Genomic DNA, 17,763 nt, shown 5'->3' on the forward strand with positions numbered 1-17,763 from the left:
TAACCTCGCGTTACCAGCAATCCCCGCTTACGTACGCCGAGAAGCGCGCGTAAGCGGGGATTCTTGGCAGAGCGGACACGTTTCTCCGGTTGCGCGATCTTCTCGGCTGCGCGCAGCGCGCGTAACCACGGATTGCCGGTAATCCTCGATTGCGCGCGTCGCCGGGCGCTAAGATGTGAGCGTCCCGTACACGTCTCAGAGGAGCGTGCCATGGCCGAGAAGAGCGAGATGCCGCGCGAGCGTCTGACCAGCGAGCTGCTCGACCAGCTGCTCAACGCGCCCACGCCGGAGTCCTACCTTGACGAGGGCCTCACGATCGACCGCACGCTGCCGGAGTACCTCGAGCAGCTGCGCGCCGCGAAGGGCCTCAAGCGCTCGGAGATCATCCGCGCCTCCGACGTCAACGCCACCTTTGTCTACGACGTCTTCAAGGGCAAGAGCCGCCTCGGGCGCGACAACGCCATCATGCTGGCCCTCGGGATGGGCTGCACCCTCGAGGAGGCCCAGCGCCTGCTGCGGCTGGACGGCGTGGCGGAGCTCTGGCCCAAGGTGCGTCGCGACGCCATCATCATCTGGTGCGTCAACCACGGCTACACCCGCCTGCAGACCGACGAGGAGCTCTATCGCCTGGGCGAGAAGACCCTCTTCGGCACGAGCCCGCTCGCGTGACGGGACCGGGCGCCCGTCGGCGCGCGGGCGCGATTCAGTTCCCAACTGAGGAATCAGTCACCAACTGAATATAACCTGTACCATTGACAGGAGGGCAGCCGGACGATCGGGGCGACGGAAGTGAACGACCAGCAGGTCATGCACGCATTGGGCATCGATGACGCCTACAAGGTCGACCGCGTGCTCGCGAGCGGGCCGGGCGGCGTGACCGAGCTCGTGTCGCTCGACGGCTCCGTGCCCTTCATCCGCAAGCGCATCCCCTCCAAGCTCGCGCGCCGGGGCGTGTGGGCCATGCTCTCCGAGTGCGGCTGCGCGCGCCTGCCGCACGTCGCGGCCACCTACGAGATGCCTGACGAGTTCGTGGTGGTCTGCGACTTCGTCCCCGGCGAGAACCTCGAGCAGCTCGTGGCGGAGCGCGGCCGCCTGCCCGAGAAGGACGCCTTCCAGCTGGTCTCTCAGCTCTGCGAGGCGGCGCAGGCCTTGCACGAGCACGGAATCGTCCACCGCGACATCTCGCCGACCAACGTCATCGTGGCGGCGGACGGCGTGCACCTCATCGACCTCGGGATCGCGCGCTTCCGCAACGAGGACGTCACGCACGACACCACGCAGCTCGGCACGCGCGGCTTTGCCTCGCCGGAGCAGTGCGGCTACGCGCAGACCGACGCCCGCTCCGACGTCTACTCGCTCGGCCGCGTGCTGGGCTACCTGCTCACGGGCGTGCGCCCGGAGACGCCCGACACCGCCGAGTACGAGCGCGTGCTCGCTGACGACTCCGTGGTGAGCCCGGGCGCGCGGGCAATCGTGTCCCGGGCGAGCGCCTTGGAGCCGAGCGCGCGCTACCAGAGCGCGGCGGACCTCGCGGCGGCGCTGGGAGGCGAGAGGGACGTGGCGCCCGCAGCCCCGACCGCCGCGTCGCCGACGTCCGGTCCCGCCTCCGGGGTGAAGCGGAACGGCTGGGTCAAGGTCCTTCTCGCCGTGATGGCGGCCGTGGCGTTTGTGGCGGCGGTCGCGATCATTCTTGTACAGGCGCTCGGGCAGGGCGCGGGCGAGAAGAACGCCCCGGTCGCCACGCCGCCTGCGGACGAGCCCGCCGCGAGCGCGCCTGCGGCCGACGACGAGCCCGAGCCGGACGACGACGCCACGGCGGCTCCGGCCCCCTCCGACGCGACGTCCGACCTCGAGATCGTTGAGTCCGGGTGGTCGGCGGACTCGCAGGGGTACGTTCACTACGCGGTCGGGCTGCGCAACAACGGGGACGTCACCGTGGTCACGCCGGGCTTCACAATAACGGGGCGCGATGCCTCGGGACGTGTGGTGTTCTCAGACGAGCAGGTCCTGTCGATTCTCGAGCCCGGCGCGACCGCGTACTGGGGCTTTCAAACGGGCAACGGGACCGCGCCCGCGACGGTGGACTTTGCCCCGATCGAGCCCCAGAGCTACCAGCTGGAGGCGGGGGCCGAGGCGTCGCGCTTCTCTGTGTCGGGCACGAACGTCGTACCCGACGGCCTCGGTGGTACGAACTTCACGGGTGACGTCATGACCGAATCCATGGGCGACCAGGTGCTTAAGAGCGGGCAGGTGGCCATCGTGGTGGTGCTGCGCGACGAGACGGGCGCCATTGTGGGCGGGGATACGGACTTTGTGAGCGCGCCCGCTGAGGGCGAGTCCATGTCGTTCGAGGTCCACATATACGACGCGCCCGACTACGCGTCGTACGACGTGTACCCGCTGGAGTGGTAGCGCTCGGACGCGCGCGGCGACCGCTCGCATAATTCAGTTGCCAACTGAGGAATTGCCCCGGCTCCCTTCTCAGAATGGGTCTCACCCTTCTGAAAGGAGCCATGAATGGCCGAGAAGAACGTTCAGCCGAAGACGGTTGCCGTCGTGGCGGGGGTGGTCGCGGCGATTCTGCTGGTAGCGGCCTTCTTCCTGCCGTATGCGTCGGCGACGGAGGAGTATCGCGCGGCGTTGGGGATGCTCTCGCAGAATCCCTTTGGGCTGGAGAACGGGGAGCTGGCGGATGTCTCGCTCTTTGAGTACGTGCGCATCTACCTGAACGCCGCGTCGGAGACGTTCGCTGCCGTCTATGTTCCGCTGACGGTGGCGCCCGCGGTTCTCGGCGTGCTGACAGTGTTCTTTGCCGCGCTACGCAAGCCGATTCCATCGATCGCGTTCTCCGTGCTCACGGTTGCCGTGACGTTCCTGCTGAATTGGGACTTCGAGGACCGCGGCGTCATCCCCAGCGATTCGTACGACTGGGGTATCGCGAAGTGGGTGTACTTGGTTGCGGGCGTCGCCGTGATTGCGTGCGCCGTCTGGCAGATTGTGCTGCGGAGAAAAGCAAAGCGGGCGTAGGGAGCTTGCTGCTGAATAGGGGGCAGGTCATGAGGAAAAGTCTTGTGTACGTGGTTGCTGCGGCCGTTGTCCTGTCATTAGGGGCGTGCTCTGGTGCAAAGACAAGTGAATCATCTCCGGAAGGGTCGGTCCAGGAGGAGGCTTCGGGCGAGAGGGCGGAGAATGAAGGCGAACCCGCAACCGAAATAATCCCTTCCCCGGACAAGTACACGTGGTACATAAAGGACTACGTTGGGATGAACGCCGCCTCCGTAGGCTATGAGGCCATAGATGGATTCAGGCATGATGCTTATGGGGACGGCAACATTAAAGTGATTTATGTTGCCGACGATGGGACCTATGTTGACCCGGGCAACGAGGAGCAGCTCAAGGGGTATGTTGTCGCAGGGCAGAACCTGGAACCCAATACAGAGATGAAGTATACGTATGAGGTTGACAGCGAAGGCGAGGAATACAGCAATCTCGTGAACTTCCAGACCATCGACGAGATCGTTCTCTCCGTAAGCAAGGTCGGAGTATCTGAGGACGCTCCTGAGCTTACGACGATTGATCCCTCTCCTGATAAGTACACACATTACGTGCGCGATTACGTTGGTCGGAACCTTGCCGAGTGTGGCTACTACTCCATATCGGGGAATCTCACCGATGCGTATGGCCACGGCTATATCACCTTTGATCTTGTTGCCGATGACGGGTCGTTCATCGACCCCGAGGACAAGGCGTCATTGGCGGGCTATATGGTTACGAGCCAGAGCGTGGCTCCAAACACCGCGATCGAGATGACGTATACGACCGACAGCAATGGGAATGAGTACAGCAACCTCATTGACAGCCAAACTCTCCAGTCGATCACGCTAAATGTGACCAAGGCACCGGACTCGGGTTATCCGGTTGGGGATGACGCGGAGGCTGAGTAGGCGATAAGGGCGCGGTTCGGGATAGCGTGACGCTTAGTGTCGCGCGGGAGCCGTTCGAATCGGTTGGGCTGACAGCTGGGGAATTGGTCCTGCGCCCCTCTCGGAATGTGGGCCGTCGGGAACGTCTGGAAGGAGATTGTTATGAAGTGGCAGCCCGTTGTGTTGGCGCTTGTTTTGTGCCTTACGACGACCGCATGTTCGGCCGCTCCGTCTGAGGGGACAACTCCTGCAGCTTCGGGGGAAGGGAGCGAGGCAAGCGCGGCGACGGAAGAAGCCTCTGTACCAGAAGTCGATGCTTCATGGCTTACCGAGGACGGAGCGGCTATGTGCCCGGGCGTGTACGTGGTTGGTGTAGACATTGCGTCCGGCAATTACATATTCAGTTGTCCCGATGAGGACGACGCGCGGGCCAACGTCACGGTGTTCGAGACGAAGGATTCTTACTCCGCCTACCATCAGATGAGTCGATTTACTGTTGGAGAGGAAAACGAGGCCATCGCCGCTCACTCCTCCCTAGACGAGTACCTGAGCGCAGGTGAATCGGCTGCACTCAACCTGAAGGAGGGCAACGTTCTGATGGTTGAGGACGGAGTCGGTCACATTGTTGCTTCGGAGGGCACAACGTCAGACAAGGGGGGCGAGGTGACTGGTGACCCACTAATGGTTGTCGATGGAGTATATGAGGGAGGAAGCATTCAGAGCGGGGCATATATCCTCGTGAACACGGATGATTCTGGGTGGAATGCCGTGGTATTTCCAAATGATGCCGCTTACGAGGCGTTCGAGAACGCCGATCACTTCACCAATGGTGAGTGGGGCGCAGCGGTCGAGAAGAACGCGTGGAGCGATTTCTACCTCAACGAGGACGGCGCCTGCTACCTGAACCTGGATAAGGACGATGTGCTTATGATTTCCGGTGGCTCGGGCGTGTTGGTTCCAGTTCAGATGGCATGGGCGCTCTAAAGTGCGGGAGGCCGCATCCTTTGTGGACGATAGGGGTGCAGCTAGGTAGGCGAGCGGAGCCTGAGTCGACAGGGTTCTTGTCGACAGCGAGTGAGGTCATTCGGGCTGTAGGAGACGCTAAAAATCAATGAGGTCTCGTACGGGCATGTCGAGCGCCTTCGCGATGCGGATGAGCACGTCAATCCCCACGTCAGCCGCTCCTGTCTCGATTTTCCAGAGATAGGAGCGGCTCGTGCCCGTCATGAGCGCGAGCTGGCGCTGTGAGATGCCGCATCTGGTGCGCTCGGCGCGTATTCGAGAGCCGATGGCCCGTTTCTCCTCCGCGTTGTCCATGCGGGAAAGGATAGAAGCGGTACCATCGGCTCATGCTCTCTGTAGAGTGCCATTGAGGTTATGAGGAATGGGCAATGTGCGCTGTGGCTGCAAATCGTCCTGTCGGCTTCGGCCATGCGCCGAGGTTTTGTTGTAGCGCCGAGGATAAATTCGCGCGAAGCGGGATGGCTTCCAGCTGGCTCAAAATACGCTCGCTGACCGCAAGCCTGACGACCGTGCTCATGACTCAAACTAGAATGCAGGGAGTCAGCCCGTAAGTCTCGACCGCTCTGACTGGTAATTCCGCTGTTTGTCGAAGGGGAATCATCGTGTCCAAGGTGAAAGTCGTCAGCGACCCATATCATCGTTCGGTGCAATTTATGAGCTGGAGCGGTGCTTGGGCACCCCTCGATTATGGGAGCAATCCAAACAGCGCGCTGCTGAGCAAACAGTTTGTTCAGGGCTTTCTCCCCTTCAAGGCACATCAGATTGTGGAAAGCATCGTATCTGAGTACGGCAGCTTGGACGAGCCGACAGAGATTGTGTTTGAGGGCCCGGACGATGAATGGGCGGAGCTTATCGGCGTTTGCGCAAAGTCGCCTCTGCGAGAAAGAGTCAGGCTTGTTCGAGGAAACCGTTTTCTTGCAAACGCGCGCGACATCCTGCCCTTTGTGAGGACGGAGTTCGAGAGCGTATCTTCGATCATCTCGGGCTCCCTTGAAGGTGATGCGGATGCCGAAGGCCTTCTGAAGATGTTCAAGGACGCCTCGGGTGATGTTGTTCCCGTCTGTGTTGTTGGCAACTACAGCTCCGGAAAGTCGACCTTCATCAATGCGCTTATTGGGGCCGAACTGCTTCCCAGTGGGGACAAGCCGCTCACCGCTCGCGTCTACCAAATCGAGCGCTCCGACCAGCCGGATAGAGCAAGCGTTTCGATTGATTATATGAATGGCGAGCTTGCTGTCAGTCTCTCCGATGGCGGGATGACGCTTTCTGGCCCCGACCAAAACGGTGCTCTTGCACAGAAGATTGTAGCTGCGGTATCCCCAGAAGACGCGTCCCCCATTGTGGACCGAGCCCGTAAGGTCCTCACGGCGATTAATGAACATAGGGCCGAAGATGCGGAGCTCATCGGCAATCTCGTAAAGGTGAAGGTCCCCTACAAGAGGGGCGCCTGGATGGATGAAAAGCGCTTCGTCATCTTTGACACTCCGGGATCAAACTCAAATTCGAACATCGACCACCTTCGTGTTCTCCAAGAGGCCATGAGGGGCATGTCTGACGGACTCCCGATTTACGTGACGGAGTACAGCGCAATAGACAGCAACGACAATGCGGAGCTCTATGACGAAATCAAGAAGATCGAAGCTCTTGACGAGCGCTTCTCGATGATCGTTGTGAACAAGGCAGATGCGGCCGACCTTTCCGAGGGTGGGCTTACGCCTGATGACGTTGACTATGTGATGGGGACTGCCGTGGCGCGCAACATGTACGCGCAGGGCATCTATTTTGTCTCATCGGTCATGGGGCTCGGGGCTAAGACCGGTGGGCATCTCTCTGATCGTCACTATGACCGCTGCTATCGTCAACTGCTTGCGAGCTACCAGGACCCCGAGGATCGATACTACACGAGGCTCTATGACTACGATCTTATGCCCACTCAGCTCAGGACAGAGATGCTTGCCGACGCGGAGGGCTGTGCGGATACGGTTCTTGCAAATAGCGGTCTCTACAGCGTCGAGTGCGGCATCGAGGATTTTGCCACCAAGTATTCCGTGTACAACAAGTGCTATCGCTCCGACGTTCTGCTTCGCAAGCTTATCGAGAAGACAGACGACGTGCTCGAGGACGCCTCCACAAGGCTTCAGGAAAGCAAGCGCCTAGGTGAGGATGATCTGGATGAGAGCCGCGCCGCACATCTCGATCGCCTTAATGCAACGTCGGATGCCCTACGTGAGCGGTCAACGGCCGGCTACCTGCCCTTCATGAACGAGCGAGACTTCACGGCCGGTGCGATGCTTGACACGGATCTGCTCCGCAAGTGGGAAGGGGAGTATTCGAAGGTCCGTCAGCAGGAAGAGGGGGTCGATGAGAAGGACCGCGCTGCTGACGAAACGCGCCATGCGGTCTCGAGAAAGTTCAGGGAGCGCTTCTCCAACCTGGTTGACTCACGGGATTTTCTGGGCTTGGGCAATCTCGCCACAAGCTTGGTTGGCGACATCTCAAAGGCGGTGGAGAGTCATTCCGAGGAGATGGACGCGCGACACGCTGCTGACAGAAGCGCCTCAGAAGACCTCCTCGGTCACGTTCGCAAGCACTTTGATATTGAGCTGAGCCGGGCAATCAGCACGGTCGAGGCGCGTTCAAAGCATTATTGGGAACTGTGCGCCCAAGAGGCAAAGGATAGCCTACTAGAGCTGGTTTCTAATGGCGAGGGGGTAGATGAGACCCAGAGAGAGGCCCTTCGCAGCATCATTCTGAGCTTCCGTCCCTTGAGCCTGGCCGGCTCAGTTCCGGAGATTAAGGACATCCGGCTTCCGTTCGACCCCAACAAGCTCTGGAAGGCGCCCCTTGCCCTGCAGCACAACCTCGAGCTCTCGCGGCGCGTCTCAAGGTGGCGCTCTGTTGTCGAGCCCGCACACGAGGAAAGCTTCCTCGGGTGGCTGGAGGAGCTTACCGATGAGCTGGGCGAGAACATCGTTGGCCTCAATCCCGAGCTTAGGTCAAAGCTCGAGTTCATTCGCAAGAACGAGCGAGAAATTGCTGAGCTCAGGCTCAAGCGAGACAGACTGCAGCGTGCGGAAGAGCGCGTCTCGTCGCTTATGAGCTGGCGTGGTGAGGACTAGGAATGGGCATCAAGAACATCATCAAAGGGGCAGTGGGCAAGGCTGCGGGCAAGGCGGGAAACGCGGTTTCAAAGTTGTCCGCCCTCAGTCCGAGTCAGCTCGAGGAGGTCGAGGAGCGACGCGCTCGCTATCTGGAGGAGATGCCCTCTTCCGATGACGCCACGGCGGTCGAGCAGACAAGCCGGCTTATTGCCGCCGCAGGCGTGGAAATCTATGCTGCCTATCTCCCTCAGATAGGCAGCATCTACCTGCCCCTCACCGCCAGCGCGGAATATGATGGGCCGTTCGATGCCGCACGCAACATCAGGTTTCTTAACATTACCAAATGGGTGAGCGATCCGGAAGAGAACAGCTTGGAGAAGCTCGTCAACGTTTATGACGTGCTGTCCAACGAGCGATGCAATATCGCGTTGGTGTTCCACCGGACCAAGCTGACGACAGAAGTCTACCTTGCCGTTGTCAATACGGAGAATGCCGACAACAACGTGGACGCCGACTCGTTTGTGCGTCGGCTTGAGGAAGCGTTGCGCGGCAACTTCCCGGGGTCGGAGTGCTCTGGGGGAGTCGGCTCCGGCACCCTGCCCTGCCTTCGGGGATTGGGCGAAGTCTCAGTTGCCACGGTCTCAAACGTGCCTACCGAGAAGTCCGAGAAGTTCGTGAGCCAGACCATCGAGAAACTGCTCGACGGGATTGTTCCGCGCAGTCATCGAGAGGAATACACGCTCATTCTGCTAGCGACGCCAACGCTTGATGTTGAGGAGCGCAAGCTACGCCTTGAGCAGCTCTACACTGGCCTGGCACCGTATTCCTCGTGGCAGACGCAATATACGTATCAAGAGTCCAGTGCTCAGGGCTCCTCGGCGACCGTTGGTGTGAACGCGGGTCTGAGCATTGGCAGCCAGCAGGGGAATAACCAGTCGCTGAGCGACGGTGAGGCCCTGGCGGAGTCCGAGAGTCGTGGGACCACGGATACCGAGGGCGATTCGAGGCAGGTGACGGAGTCGGAGTCTGAGACTGATACTGCGGGAGGATCATCGAATGTTTCCGTTCGAACCCCGGTCCTTTCTCCGGTTTCTGTTCAAGGCAGCGTTTCTGCTTCATATTCAAAGGGACTAACCAAAGGCATCAGCGAGACCGTGGGACGCACCACCAGCCGCGCCCTCTCCAACACCCTTGGCAGATCTGTCACCCGTTCTCTTACCAATACCGTCGGCAGCTTCGCCAGTACCAACCTTGGCGGCAATTTCGGCGTCAACTTTGCACGCTCTTCTACCGTTACGGCAACGATCGGAAAAAACGAGGGCATCACCCAGACTCATACCAACTACGCCATCAAGCATGCCCTCGAACTTCTCGAGAAGCAGATGGCGCGCTTGGAGCAGGGTGCGGCGCTCGGCCTCTGGGATTTTGCCGCCTATGTCTTGAGCGAAGATGTGGTGACCGCCAACAACGTCGCCCACTCCTATCTGGCGCTGACCCAGGGCGAGGAATCCTTTATGTCGCAGGCGTCGGTGAATGTCTGGCGTGGCGATGTTCCAGACAACCATGCCGCGGCTACAATCTGCAGCTACCTAAGGGACCTGCGCCACCCCGTTTTTGGCCTCAACCTCGATATCGTGGAGAGTCAGCCCAACGTACTCCCGTATCCCGCAGCCGTGACGGCAACGACGACTCTGACCGGCAAGGAGCTTGCTCGGTCGCTCAACTTCCCGCGCAAGTCCGTGGCGGGCCTCCCAGTCTTTGAGTGTGCCAGTTTTGGCAGGAACGTCTCTACCTTCGACGGGCGAGCGTGTGGCAAGAGCGTTCGCCTCGGCTCCATCTTCCACATGCATCGCGAGGAGCCTACCCCCGTACTTCTCGACATGGATTCGCTGGCGTCGCACGTCTTTGTGACGGGCAGCACCGGTGCGGGCAAGAGCAACGCCGTGTACCGACTGCTCGAGGGCGTTGCCCAAGAGGGCGCTGGCTTCCTTGTTGTGGAGCCGGCAAAGGGGGAGTACAAGGACGTCTTTGGCACTGACGCAGGGGTGAGCGTGTACGGGACCAATCCCGAGTACGCGCCTCTGCTCAGGCTTAACCCCTTCAGCTTCCCTGCGGGCATGCACGTGCTCGAGCACCTTGACCGGCTCGTGGAAATCTTCAACGTTTGTTGGCCAATGTATGCGGCAATGCCAGCGGTTCTCAAGAGCGCTATCGAGAAGTCCTACGAGGACTGCGGTTGGAATCTAGTGGAGTCGCGGAATCCGTATGGGGACGGCCTCTATCCCTGTTTTGCCGATGTGGCTCGCAACGTGCGCGAGATCATCGACTCAAGCGAGTATGACGCCGAGAACAAGGGTGCCTACAAGGGGTCGTTGCTCACGCGCCTGAGCTCGCTATCCTCCGGCATCAACGGGATGGTGTTCTCCTCGGACGAGACCGATCAGGCCGACCTCTTTGACGGACGGGCAATCGTTGATCTGAGCCGGGTCGGCTCGAGTGAGACGAAGTCCCTGCTCATGGGCATTCTCGTTCTCAAGCTGCAAGAGAGGCGCATGACCCAGGGGATTTCGCACAATGCGGGGCTGCGCCACGTGACCGTTCTTGAAGAGGCGCACAACCTTCTCAGAAAGACGTCGACGGAGCAGCCCGTTGAGGGTGGCAACCTGCTAGGTAAAAGCGTGGAGATGCTCTCGAATGCCATCGCCGAGATGCGCACGTACGGGGAGGGCTTCATCATTGCCGATCAGGCTCCAGGCCTGCTTGATGCGTCGGTGATCAGGAACACAAATACCAAGATTGTCATGCGCCTTCCAGATGGCAGCGACCGCCAGCTCGTTGGTGGGGCGGAGGCTCTGACCGAGACGCAGACGACTGAGCTTGCGAGGTTGCCGCGCGGCGTTGCGGCGGTGTACCAGAACGACTGGATCGAGGCCGTGCTGTGCAAGATCGACAAGGCTGAGCATGGTGGAGGTCGGTATGAGTATGTGCGGGAGGGGCAGATTCGCCAAGACGAGGCTCGCGATGTTGACGCGGCGCTGGAAATCGCCGGCCTTCTAAGTCGATGCGAGCGTATAAGCGACGAGGCTAGGCTAAGCGATATTCGAGAGAAGATGGACCGTCTTGGGATTGATGCTACGACAAAGGTGGCTATTCTCAAGCTCTTGGCCGAGCCGCCCAAGAAGCCGAGAATGACCAGACTCGCACCGATTATGAGCGCTCTTTTTCCAGAGGTGCATGCTGTGGCGGTGGAGGCGATAGCGTCTGGCAATGAGATGATTGAGTGGACAGAGCGCGTTCGGCGAGCGCTTTATGAGCTGACCGGAAGGATGGAACGGGATCAGCTGGAGCGCGATATCGTTCAAGGCATCTTTGTCGAGTGTCTGCTCATCGAGCAGGGAGATATTCAGAAGCTGGAGCGTTGGACAACGGAAGGAGGTCTCTGGTGAGCCCAATGGGACATTCGGAAGTTCGGGGGAAGAGCGAGATTAGTGACGTAAAGTCTCCGAGCAGCTCGTTCGATCCTGACGCGCGGGTTGAGAGGCCGAGGGCGGAGGCCTCGGGAGAATATCGCGGCGGAAGCTACAGAGACGTTTTTGTCGGGGGTAGGGGTGACCGCATCGAGGTGCATCATATGCCGGCAGACGAAGTTAATGGTCTTGAACGTAATGATGGCCCGTCCATTGCAATGGACAAAGCTGACCATAGGATGATGTCGAGCACGGGCGCTTCAAAGGAGGCCCGAGAGTATCGTGCAGAGCAGCTAAAGTTAATCGAGTCTGGTGACTTCAAGGGCGCTCTGAAGATGGACATAGATGATATTCATGGCAAGTGTGGCGACAAATACGACGGTGCCATACAACAGATGCTCGATTACGCTGAAAGCAAGGGCTACATCTCCGACCAGAAAGGACTTCTGAATGACTAGGGTAACTGCCGAGCCACTGAAGCGAGTTGGGGAGATTGATCTCGGGGCTTCTCGCCCTGCCGTTCGTGAAGTCGCTAACCTTCCCTACAAGGAGTTCAAGAAGACGCCTCTGAGCACTAACACCACGGATGACTTCGGCGCGTTCCACGTGTACTACGACGATGACGACTGCTGCGAGGCCGTCGAGTTCTTCGACGACGTTGAGGTTGAGGTGGACGGAAAGTTGGTCTTCCCGACGTCATCGGAGGAAGTCCGTCGCGTCATTCCCTCGCTCGTCCCAGATGGCGACGGTCTCGTCTCTGTCGAGGAGTCCATCGGGATTAATGCCCCGGGGGGGACGATGGAAAGCATCCTCTTTGGCGTGAAGGGGTATTACGAATAACAGGCGGAGTTCTCATTCTTTTCGTGAGGGTCCATATCGTGTTGCCGGGGCATGATGGTCGGGAAAATTGACATTACTGTCGGCTTTTCCGACCATCATGCCCTCGTTTGTATGGGCAGCGATGCAATCAAGGTGATTGCGGGCATCCGACGTTGCGGAAAGACCCGCCTGGCATTTACGTTCTTCCGAGAGCTTTTGCGGAAGTCGAGCGTTCCTGACGACCCCGTGATCGAAGATACCCTCGATGACGGGCGAGACCAACGCTGGCTTTCGCGACGTCAAGGCTCTCTTATGGACGACGACGGCATCCTCACGATGGGACTGTTCGACTTTCGGCCGGATCCGAACAGCCTTGATAGTTAAGCAGTCGTTGCTGGCCGCTCCGGCGTTCTTCTCGCTTGCAATAGGGCCTCGTCATTCGCAAATGCTGTCAACAGAAGGTCAATCTCAAGGGAAGTGAGTGGCGCGGAGGGACGCTGGGCCTGCGGTGAAGCTCCGCCGCAAGGACTCTCCAATTAATTGGCTCCGGTATCTTGAAATACAAACTAATGTTCTATCATATAATAGAACATTAGTTCGCTCAAGAAGCGCGATTTGTGCAGAAGGGGCGCCGGACGCCTCTCTCAACAAATCGCTTCGAGATAGTTCTTCTCGTCCGACGAGTGACTGCATATATGTTCTCCTTTGAAAGAAGATGCGATGTATGAAGCGATCTTCTTCGAAAGGGAAAACGGTGAAGCCCCGGTCCAAGAGTTCTTGGGCGGCTTGCCAATCAAGCTGAGGGAGAAGGCCTTGAGAAGCCGGATACTGCTTCAGGAGCTCGATTCCAAGCTCCGTGGAGAGGAAAAGGCATATGTTCGAGACGGCCTGTTCGAGCTCAGGACGAAGTTCGGGAGCGACATCACCCGAGCCTTCTATTTCTTCTTCGTCGGACAGAGGGTTGTTGTGACGAGCGGCTTTGTGAAGAAGAGCCCAAAACCGCCGCAGCGCGAGATAGAGCGGGCGCTTCGGTATAAGAGAGCCTGGGAGGAGGCCCATCGTGAAGACGCTTAACGAGTACGTTGAGCAACAGCTCGAGAACCCCGAATTTGCCGCCGCATGGCGCGAGGGCGAAGGCGAGTATCAAGCCATGCGGGCGCTCGTTCTGGCGCGCGCGGAGGCTGGCCTCTCGCAGAGGGAGCCCTCCGACAGGGCGGGTGTGCCCCAGAAGACCATCAGCCTCATAGAGACTGCGGACACCAACACGACCGTCCGGACGCTGTCCAAGCTTGCGAAGGGTATGGGGAAGGTGCTCAGGATTAGCTTTGAGGATCGTGGGCAGGATGCGGACGAGGTGCTGGAGGAATGAGTGCAGGCGTAAGCGCCATGAGGTTCAACTATCCCGGCTACTTAGAGCCCAACGAGCTCGGGGGCTACAGCGTGTGGTTCCCCGACCTCCCGGAGTGTCATACGGACGGCGATGATCTTGACGACGCGGTGAACATGGCCGCTGAGGCGCTCGAGCTCGTACTTGAGTCCTATATCGAAAATGGTCGCGAGCTTCCGGAGCCCACGCTCGATGCACCGGTGCCGGAGGGCGCCCGAGGGCTGCTTGTCTCGGTGGACGTTGATTCTGAGAATCGCCTGGTCACTGCCTATGATGCCGCCAAAATGCCGGGCGTGAGCGACGCACGCGTCCGTTAGCTCATCCTCAGGGGCGTCCTTCTCGCCGAGGCGCCCTGCGCGCTGCCCGGAGCGGCGGCGATTGCGTCCGTCCGCCGTGCTACGCTCGTCGCACCGTAAGCGCGAGCGAAGGGACGCCCATGCACATCTACAACTTCCTGGACAACGACGACGTCAAGATCATCTCCGGCAAGGGCCCCTTCAAGGTCGCGGAGTGGCAGCGCGACCTCTCCGTTCCCTACGGCGGTGCCATCACGGCCTACTACGCCGCCGAGATGGGCGTGCGCCGGCGCCAGCTCGTCTGCGAGCTTGACGGGCGCACCGGCGTGACGCTGCAGGCAGGCGCCATGCAGTGGACGGTCGGCAACATCCAGGCCACGACCGGCGTCAAGGGTGTGGGCGACTTCTTTGGCAAGGCCATCCGCGGCTCCGTGACCGGCGAGTCTGCCATCAAGCCCGAGTACGTGGGCGCGGGCACCATCGTCTGCGAGCCCACCTACCGCCACATCCTGCTCATGAGCCCGCAGGCGGAGATGGGCGGCACGATGGTCATCAACGACGGCCTGTTCATGGCCTGCACCTCGGACATCAAGCACCGTGCGATCATGGTCAAGCGGCCGAGCGCGGCGGTGGCGGGCAACGAGGGCCTGTTCAACCTCGGACTTTCCGGCGCGGGGACGGTGGCGCTCGAGTCGCCCGTCCCGGCGAGCGAGCTTGCGGTCGTCGACCTCGAGGGCGAGGAGCTCAAGGTGGACGGCAACTTTGCGATCGCCTGGACCGAGTCGCTCGACTTCACCGTGGAGCGCAGCGGCAAGTCGCTCATCGGGTCCGCCGTCTCGGGCGAGGGCCTCGTCAACGTGTATCGCGGCTACGGCCGCGTGCTGCTCTCGCCGGTGGCGTCGCTCACGCCCAATCCTAACGCGGGCAGCGGCGAGGTGTAGCGCGGGGCACGCTGGCGGAAACACCGCATCGCCGGTGGAAACAACATACACTGGCGCGGTAATTATCGCCAAAAGCCGAGAAGAACTTTCAGGTTCGCTGATCCAGTGTATGCTATCGACAGAGCATGTCGAGAAGAACGGGCGGGCCCGGACATTCGCGTCCGAGCCCGCCCGATTGCCGTGCGTTCTTCTCGTCCGCCGTTCTAGCAGGTCGCCCCGCCCACGACGGTCTTGTTGAGAATCGCGTCCTTGTCGATGGGCGCGCTCAGCAGCTTCTCCTGCACGTAGTCAAAGCCAAGGCGCGCCACGGTGTCCGCGAAGCGCTCGCCGCTCTGGCCCTCGTCGCGGAAGAAGAGGATCGCGCGCTCCACCACGTCCATGACCTCGTCCTCGCTGGTGAAGATCTTGTCCAGCGCGCGGCCGTGCGCCGTCTTCTTGCCCCAGCGCCCGCCGATGTAGACCTTGTAGCCGGCCAGCCCCTCGGTCACGGCGCCAAACGGGCACGCGCCCACGCAGCGGCCGCAGTGGTTGCACGCGGAGCCGTCGATCGTGATCTTGCCGTCCGGGCCAATCTGAGCGTCGCCCATCGGGCATGCCTTCACGACCTGGCAGACCTTGCACGCGCGGCACTTCGTGAGATCGATCTGCGGCACGCGCTGGCCAACGATGCCCAGGTCGTTGAGGTCGGGCTTGACGCACATGTTGGGGCAGCCGCCCACGGCGATCTTGAACTTGTGCGGCAGCTCCACGCCGTGGTAGCCCACGTAGAAGCGCTCGTGCAGCTTCTCGGAGAGGTCGAAGGTGTCGATCAGACCGTACTGGCAGGTGGTGCCCTTGCAGCTCACCACCGGGCGCACCTTGGAGCCGGTGCCGCCGGCGTCCAGCCCCGCGTCCTGCAGGAACGCGATGCACGCGTCGATCTTCTCGTACCTCACGCCCTGGATCTCCAGCGTGAGGCGCGTGGTCATGGTGACCTCGCCGGAGCCAAAGCGCTCGGCGGCCTCGGCCACGGCGCGCTGCTCGTCCACCGTGATCTTGCCGTTGCGCGTGATCACGCGGATGTTGAAGACATCGTCAAAGCGCTTGTCCTGGAGGCATCCCAGGCCCTTGAGACGCTTGATCTCTGCGGCGGGAAGCTTGGCGCCGGCTGGGCGCGGCACGCGCACCTCGTTGAACGTGGCGCCGCCCTCGAGCACGCGCGTGTTGGTGTAGCCGGCAGCCTTGAGGCGGTTCTGCGTGAAGTAGCCGCGCTTGCCCTTGGCGCACACCAGCAGGAGCTTCTCGTCCTTCTCGTGCCCGGACAGGCCGTCCGGGCCGATCTTGGTGAGGTCCACCCACTCCGCGCCGGGGATCGTGGGCGCGGGCAGCACGTCGATGACGTGGTAGTCCTTGGCGGCGCCGGCGGCGTACTCGGCCGGCGTGAAGCTCTCCAGCGCGCCCGCGAGCTTGTTCTCCAGGATGTAGCCGGTCGTGACCAGCGGGTGGATGGCGGTCGAGAAGGGCGGCGCATAGGCCAGGTCCATGAGGCCCAGGTCCTCAACGGTGAGCTTCTGGTAGAGCGCCGTCACCATCACGTCCACGACCTTGTCCACCGCGCCCGCGCCCAGTACCTGCACGCCGAGCAGTCGGTGCGTGCCGCGGTCGGCGATGAGCTTGATGAAGAAGCTCGAGGAGCCGGGGTAGTAGTGGGCCTTGTCGTCCACCACGGAGACCACGCTCACGGGGTCAAAGCCCGCCTCGCGCGCCGCGGCCTCGGTGAGGCCGGTGCGGCCGCCGTTCAGCGTGGGCAGGATCCGCACGACGCTGGTGCCGAGCGCGCCGGGGTAGGGGGTCGGCGTGCCGGTGAGCGTGCGGGCGATCGCGCGACCGGCGATGTTGGCCGTGGAGCCCATGGCGCTCCAGAACGGCTCGCCGGTGATGAAGTTCGTGACCTCGGCGCAGTCGCCGGCGGCGTAGACGTCCGGCAGGTTGGTGGCGCCGAACTCGTCCACGAGCACGCAGCCCTTGAGGGTCTCCACGCCCGAGCCCTCCAGCCACGCGGTGTTGGGCCGGATGCCGATGGAGAGGATCACGAGGTCCGCCGGCAGCGTGCCGGACGCGGTCTCCACGGCCTCGGCCTTGCCCTCGCCCGTGATGCCCACGAGCGCGCACGACGTCATCACGCGCACGCCGGCGACCTTGAGCTGGCGCTGCGCGAAGCCGGCCATCTCGGGGTCAAAGACGTTGGGCAGAATCTGCGGCATCGCGTCGATCACGGTGACGGAGAGGCCGCGCGCGAGCAGGTTCTCGGCGACCTCCAGGCCGATGAAGCCGGCGCCCACCACCACGGCGCGGCGCGCCCCCGCGTCGGCGTAGGCGCGGATGGCCTCGGCGTCGTCTGGCGTGCGCACGGTGAAGACGCCCGGCAGGTCCGCGCCGGGAAGGCCCGCAGGCACAAACGGCGAGGCACCGGTGGCGATGACCAGCTTGTCGTACTTCTCGGCGTGGCTCGTGCCGTCCTTCTCGCGTACCGTGACCTCGTGCGCCGCCGCGTCGAGCGCGGTGGCCTCCACGCCCGTGCGCACCTCCACGCCAGTGAGCCCCGCATAGGCGGCCGGCGTGTTCACGATGAGCTCGCCGCGCGTCTGGATATCCCCGCCGATGTAGTACGGCAGGCCGCAGCCGGCGTAGCTGATGTCCTCGCTCTTAGTGACAACCACGACCTCGGCCGAGCGGTCGCAGCGCTTGAGCTTGGCCGCGACCTTGGTTCCAGCGGCCACGCCGCCGACGATCAGATACCTCATGGGCCCTCCTTCCGCGCCGCCCC

General features: G+C 61.5%; 16 protein-coding genes. 14 read left to right on the forward strand and 2 right to left on the reverse strand.

Going from position 1 to position 17,763, the window contains the following annotated elements:
* The first annotated feature begins 210 nt into the window (after positions 1-210).
* The 5 genes from H6A07_RS05150 (at position 211) to H6A07_RS05170 (ending at position 4,907) form a co-directional block, all read left to right on the forward strand.
* Complete coding sequence (locus H6A07_RS05150; protein ID WP_239471078.1) at positions 211-669, forward strand: helix-turn-helix domain-containing protein; 459 nt, start codon at positions 211-213, stop codon at positions 667-669.
* A gap of 120 nt (positions 670-789) precedes the next feature.
* Entirely contained in the window at positions 790-2,412 is a 1,623-nt protein-coding gene (locus tag H6A07_RS05155; protein WP_204813857.1) for a protein kinase domain-containing protein, read from the forward strand.
* Positions 2,413-2,517: 105 nt separating this feature from the next.
* A complete protein-coding gene (locus H6A07_RS05160; protein WP_204813858.1) occupies positions 2,518-3,027 on the forward strand; it encodes a hypothetical protein in 510 nt (169 codons plus the stop codon).
* A gap of 29 nt (positions 3,028-3,056) precedes the next feature.
* Positions 3,057-3,944, forward strand: coding sequence for a hypothetical protein (locus H6A07_RS05165; protein ID WP_204813859.1), 888 nt, complete (start codon positions 3,057-3,059; stop codon positions 3,942-3,944).
* A gap of 141 nt (positions 3,945-4,085) precedes the next feature.
* Positions 4,086-4,907 carry a hypothetical protein gene (locus tag H6A07_RS05170; RefSeq protein WP_204813860.1) on the forward strand — a complete coding sequence of 274 codons (822 nt, stop codon included), beginning with the start codon at positions 4,086-4,088 and terminating at the stop codon, positions 4,905-4,907.
* 117 nt (positions 4,908-5,024) lie between these two features.
* Here H6A07_RS05170 and H6A07_RS05175 read toward each other — a convergent pair whose 3' ends face one another.
* Positions 5,025-5,240 (reverse strand): helix-turn-helix domain-containing protein, encoded by a 216-nt coding sequence (locus H6A07_RS05175; protein ID WP_204813861.1) that lies wholly within the window; start codon positions 5,238-5,240, stop codon positions 5,025-5,027.
* Positions 5,241-5,548: 308 nt separating this feature from the next.
* On the opposite strand from H6A07_RS05175, the gene H6A07_RS05180 reads away from it, so the two are divergent.
* From H6A07_RS05180 to H6A07_RS05220, 9 genes are all read left to right on the forward strand, one after another.
* Positions 5,549-8,065 carry a dynamin family protein gene (locus tag H6A07_RS05180; RefSeq protein ID WP_204813862.1) on the forward strand — a complete coding sequence of 839 codons (2,517 nt, stop codon included), beginning with the start codon at positions 5,549-5,551 and terminating at the stop codon, positions 8,063-8,065.
* A gap of 2 nt (positions 8,066-8,067) precedes the next feature.
* Positions 8,068-11,493, forward strand: coding sequence for an ATP-binding protein (locus H6A07_RS05185; RefSeq protein ID WP_204813863.1), 3,426 nt, complete (start codon positions 8,068-8,070; stop codon positions 11,491-11,493).
* Positions 11,490-11,972, forward strand: coding sequence for a hypothetical protein (locus tag H6A07_RS05190; RefSeq protein WP_204813864.1), 483 nt, complete (start codon positions 11,490-11,492; stop codon positions 11,970-11,972). The genes H6A07_RS05185 and H6A07_RS05190 overlap by 4 nt, the downstream gene beginning before the upstream one ends.
* Positions 11,965-12,354: a hypothetical protein gene (locus H6A07_RS05195; RefSeq protein ID WP_204813865.1), complete on the forward strand. Its 390-nt coding sequence runs from the start codon at positions 11,965-11,967 to the stop codon at positions 12,352-12,354. Before H6A07_RS05190 ends, H6A07_RS05195 begins: the two co-directional genes overlap by 8 nt.
* A 54-nt stretch (positions 12,355-12,408) precedes the next feature.
* Positions 12,409-12,717, forward strand: coding sequence for an AAA family ATPase (locus H6A07_RS05200; RefSeq protein ID WP_204813866.1), 309 nt, complete (start codon positions 12,409-12,411; stop codon positions 12,715-12,717).
* Between the two features lie 336 nt (positions 12,718-13,053).
* The gene (locus tag H6A07_RS05205) at positions 13,054-13,407 is read left to right on the forward strand and encodes a type II toxin-antitoxin system RelE/ParE family toxin (protein ID WP_204813867.1); all 354 of its coding nucleotides are present in this window, start codon (positions 13,054-13,056) and stop codon (positions 13,405-13,407) included.
* Positions 13,394-13,702, forward strand: coding sequence for a helix-turn-helix domain-containing protein (locus tag H6A07_RS05210; protein WP_204813868.1), 309 nt, complete (start codon positions 13,394-13,396; stop codon positions 13,700-13,702). Before H6A07_RS05205 ends, H6A07_RS05210 begins: the two co-directional genes overlap by 14 nt.
* A 17-nt stretch (positions 13,703-13,719) precedes the next feature.
* Positions 13,720-14,037, forward strand: a complete 318-nt coding sequence (locus H6A07_RS05215; protein WP_204813869.1) for a type II toxin-antitoxin system HicB family antitoxin — start codon at positions 13,720-13,722, stop codon at positions 14,035-14,037.
* Positions 14,038-14,156: 119 nt separating this feature from the next.
* A complete protein-coding gene (locus tag H6A07_RS05220; RefSeq protein ID WP_204813870.1) occupies positions 14,157-14,957 on the forward strand; it encodes an AIM24 family protein in 801 nt (266 codons plus the stop codon).
* A 203-nt stretch (positions 14,958-15,160) separates the two neighbouring features.
* Here H6A07_RS05220 and H6A07_RS05225 read toward each other — a convergent pair whose 3' ends face one another.
* Entirely contained in the window at positions 15,161-17,740 is a 2,580-nt protein-coding gene (locus H6A07_RS05225; RefSeq protein WP_204813871.1) for an FAD-dependent oxidoreductase, read from the reverse strand.
* Positions 17,741-17,763: the final 23 nt, after the last annotated feature.

The sequence above is a fragment of the Olsenella uli genome, from assembly GCF_016899935.1.
In the GTDB taxonomy this organism is placed as follows: domain Bacteria; phylum Actinomycetota; class Coriobacteriia; order Coriobacteriales; family Atopobiaceae; genus Thermophilibacter; species Thermophilibacter uli_B.

What these genes read in the sequence shown, in the direction of transcription:
- H6A07_RS05150 (WP_239471078.1), top strand. Translation starts at nt 211, where the DNA reads ATGGCCGAGAAGAGCGAGATGCCGCGCGAGCGTCTGACCAGCGAGCTG.
- H6A07_RS05160 (WP_204813858.1), top strand. Translation starts at nt 2,518, where the DNA reads ATGGCCGAGAAGAACGTTCAGCCGAAGACGGTTGCCGTCGTGGCGGGG.
- H6A07_RS05165 (WP_204813859.1), top strand. Translation starts at nt 3,057, where the DNA reads ATGAGGAAAAGTCTTGTGTACGTGGTTGCTGCGGCCGTTGTCCTGTCA.
- H6A07_RS05170 (WP_204813860.1), top strand. Translation starts at nt 4,086, where the DNA reads ATGAAGTGGCAGCCCGTTGTGTTGGCGCTTGTTTTGTGCCTTACGACG.
- H6A07_RS05175 (WP_204813861.1), bottom strand. Translation starts at nt 5,240, where the DNA reads ATGGACAACGCGGAGGAGAAACGGGCCATCGGCTCTCGAATACGCGCC.
- H6A07_RS05185 (WP_204813863.1), top strand. Translation starts at nt 8,068, where the DNA reads ATGGGCATCAAGAACATCATCAAAGGGGCAGTGGGCAAGGCTGCGGGC.
- H6A07_RS05195 (WP_204813865.1), top strand. Translation starts at nt 11,965, where the DNA reads ATGACTAGGGTAACTGCCGAGCCACTGAAGCGAGTTGGGGAGATTGAT.
- H6A07_RS05200 (WP_204813866.1), top strand. Translation starts at nt 12,409, where the DNA reads ATGGTCGGGAAAATTGACATTACTGTCGGCTTTTCCGACCATCATGCC.
- H6A07_RS05205 (WP_204813867.1), top strand. Translation starts at nt 13,054, where the DNA reads ATGTATGAAGCGATCTTCTTCGAAAGGGAAAACGGTGAAGCCCCGGTC.
- H6A07_RS05215 (WP_204813869.1), top strand. Translation starts at nt 13,720, where the DNA reads ATGAGGTTCAACTATCCCGGCTACTTAGAGCCCAACGAGCTCGGGGGC.
- H6A07_RS05220 (WP_204813870.1), top strand. Translation starts at nt 14,157, where the DNA reads ATGCACATCTACAACTTCCTGGACAACGACGACGTCAAGATCATCTCC.
- H6A07_RS05225 (WP_204813871.1), bottom strand. Translation starts at nt 17,740, where the DNA reads ATGAGGTATCTGATCGTCGGCGGCGTGGCCGCTGGAACCAAGGTCGCG.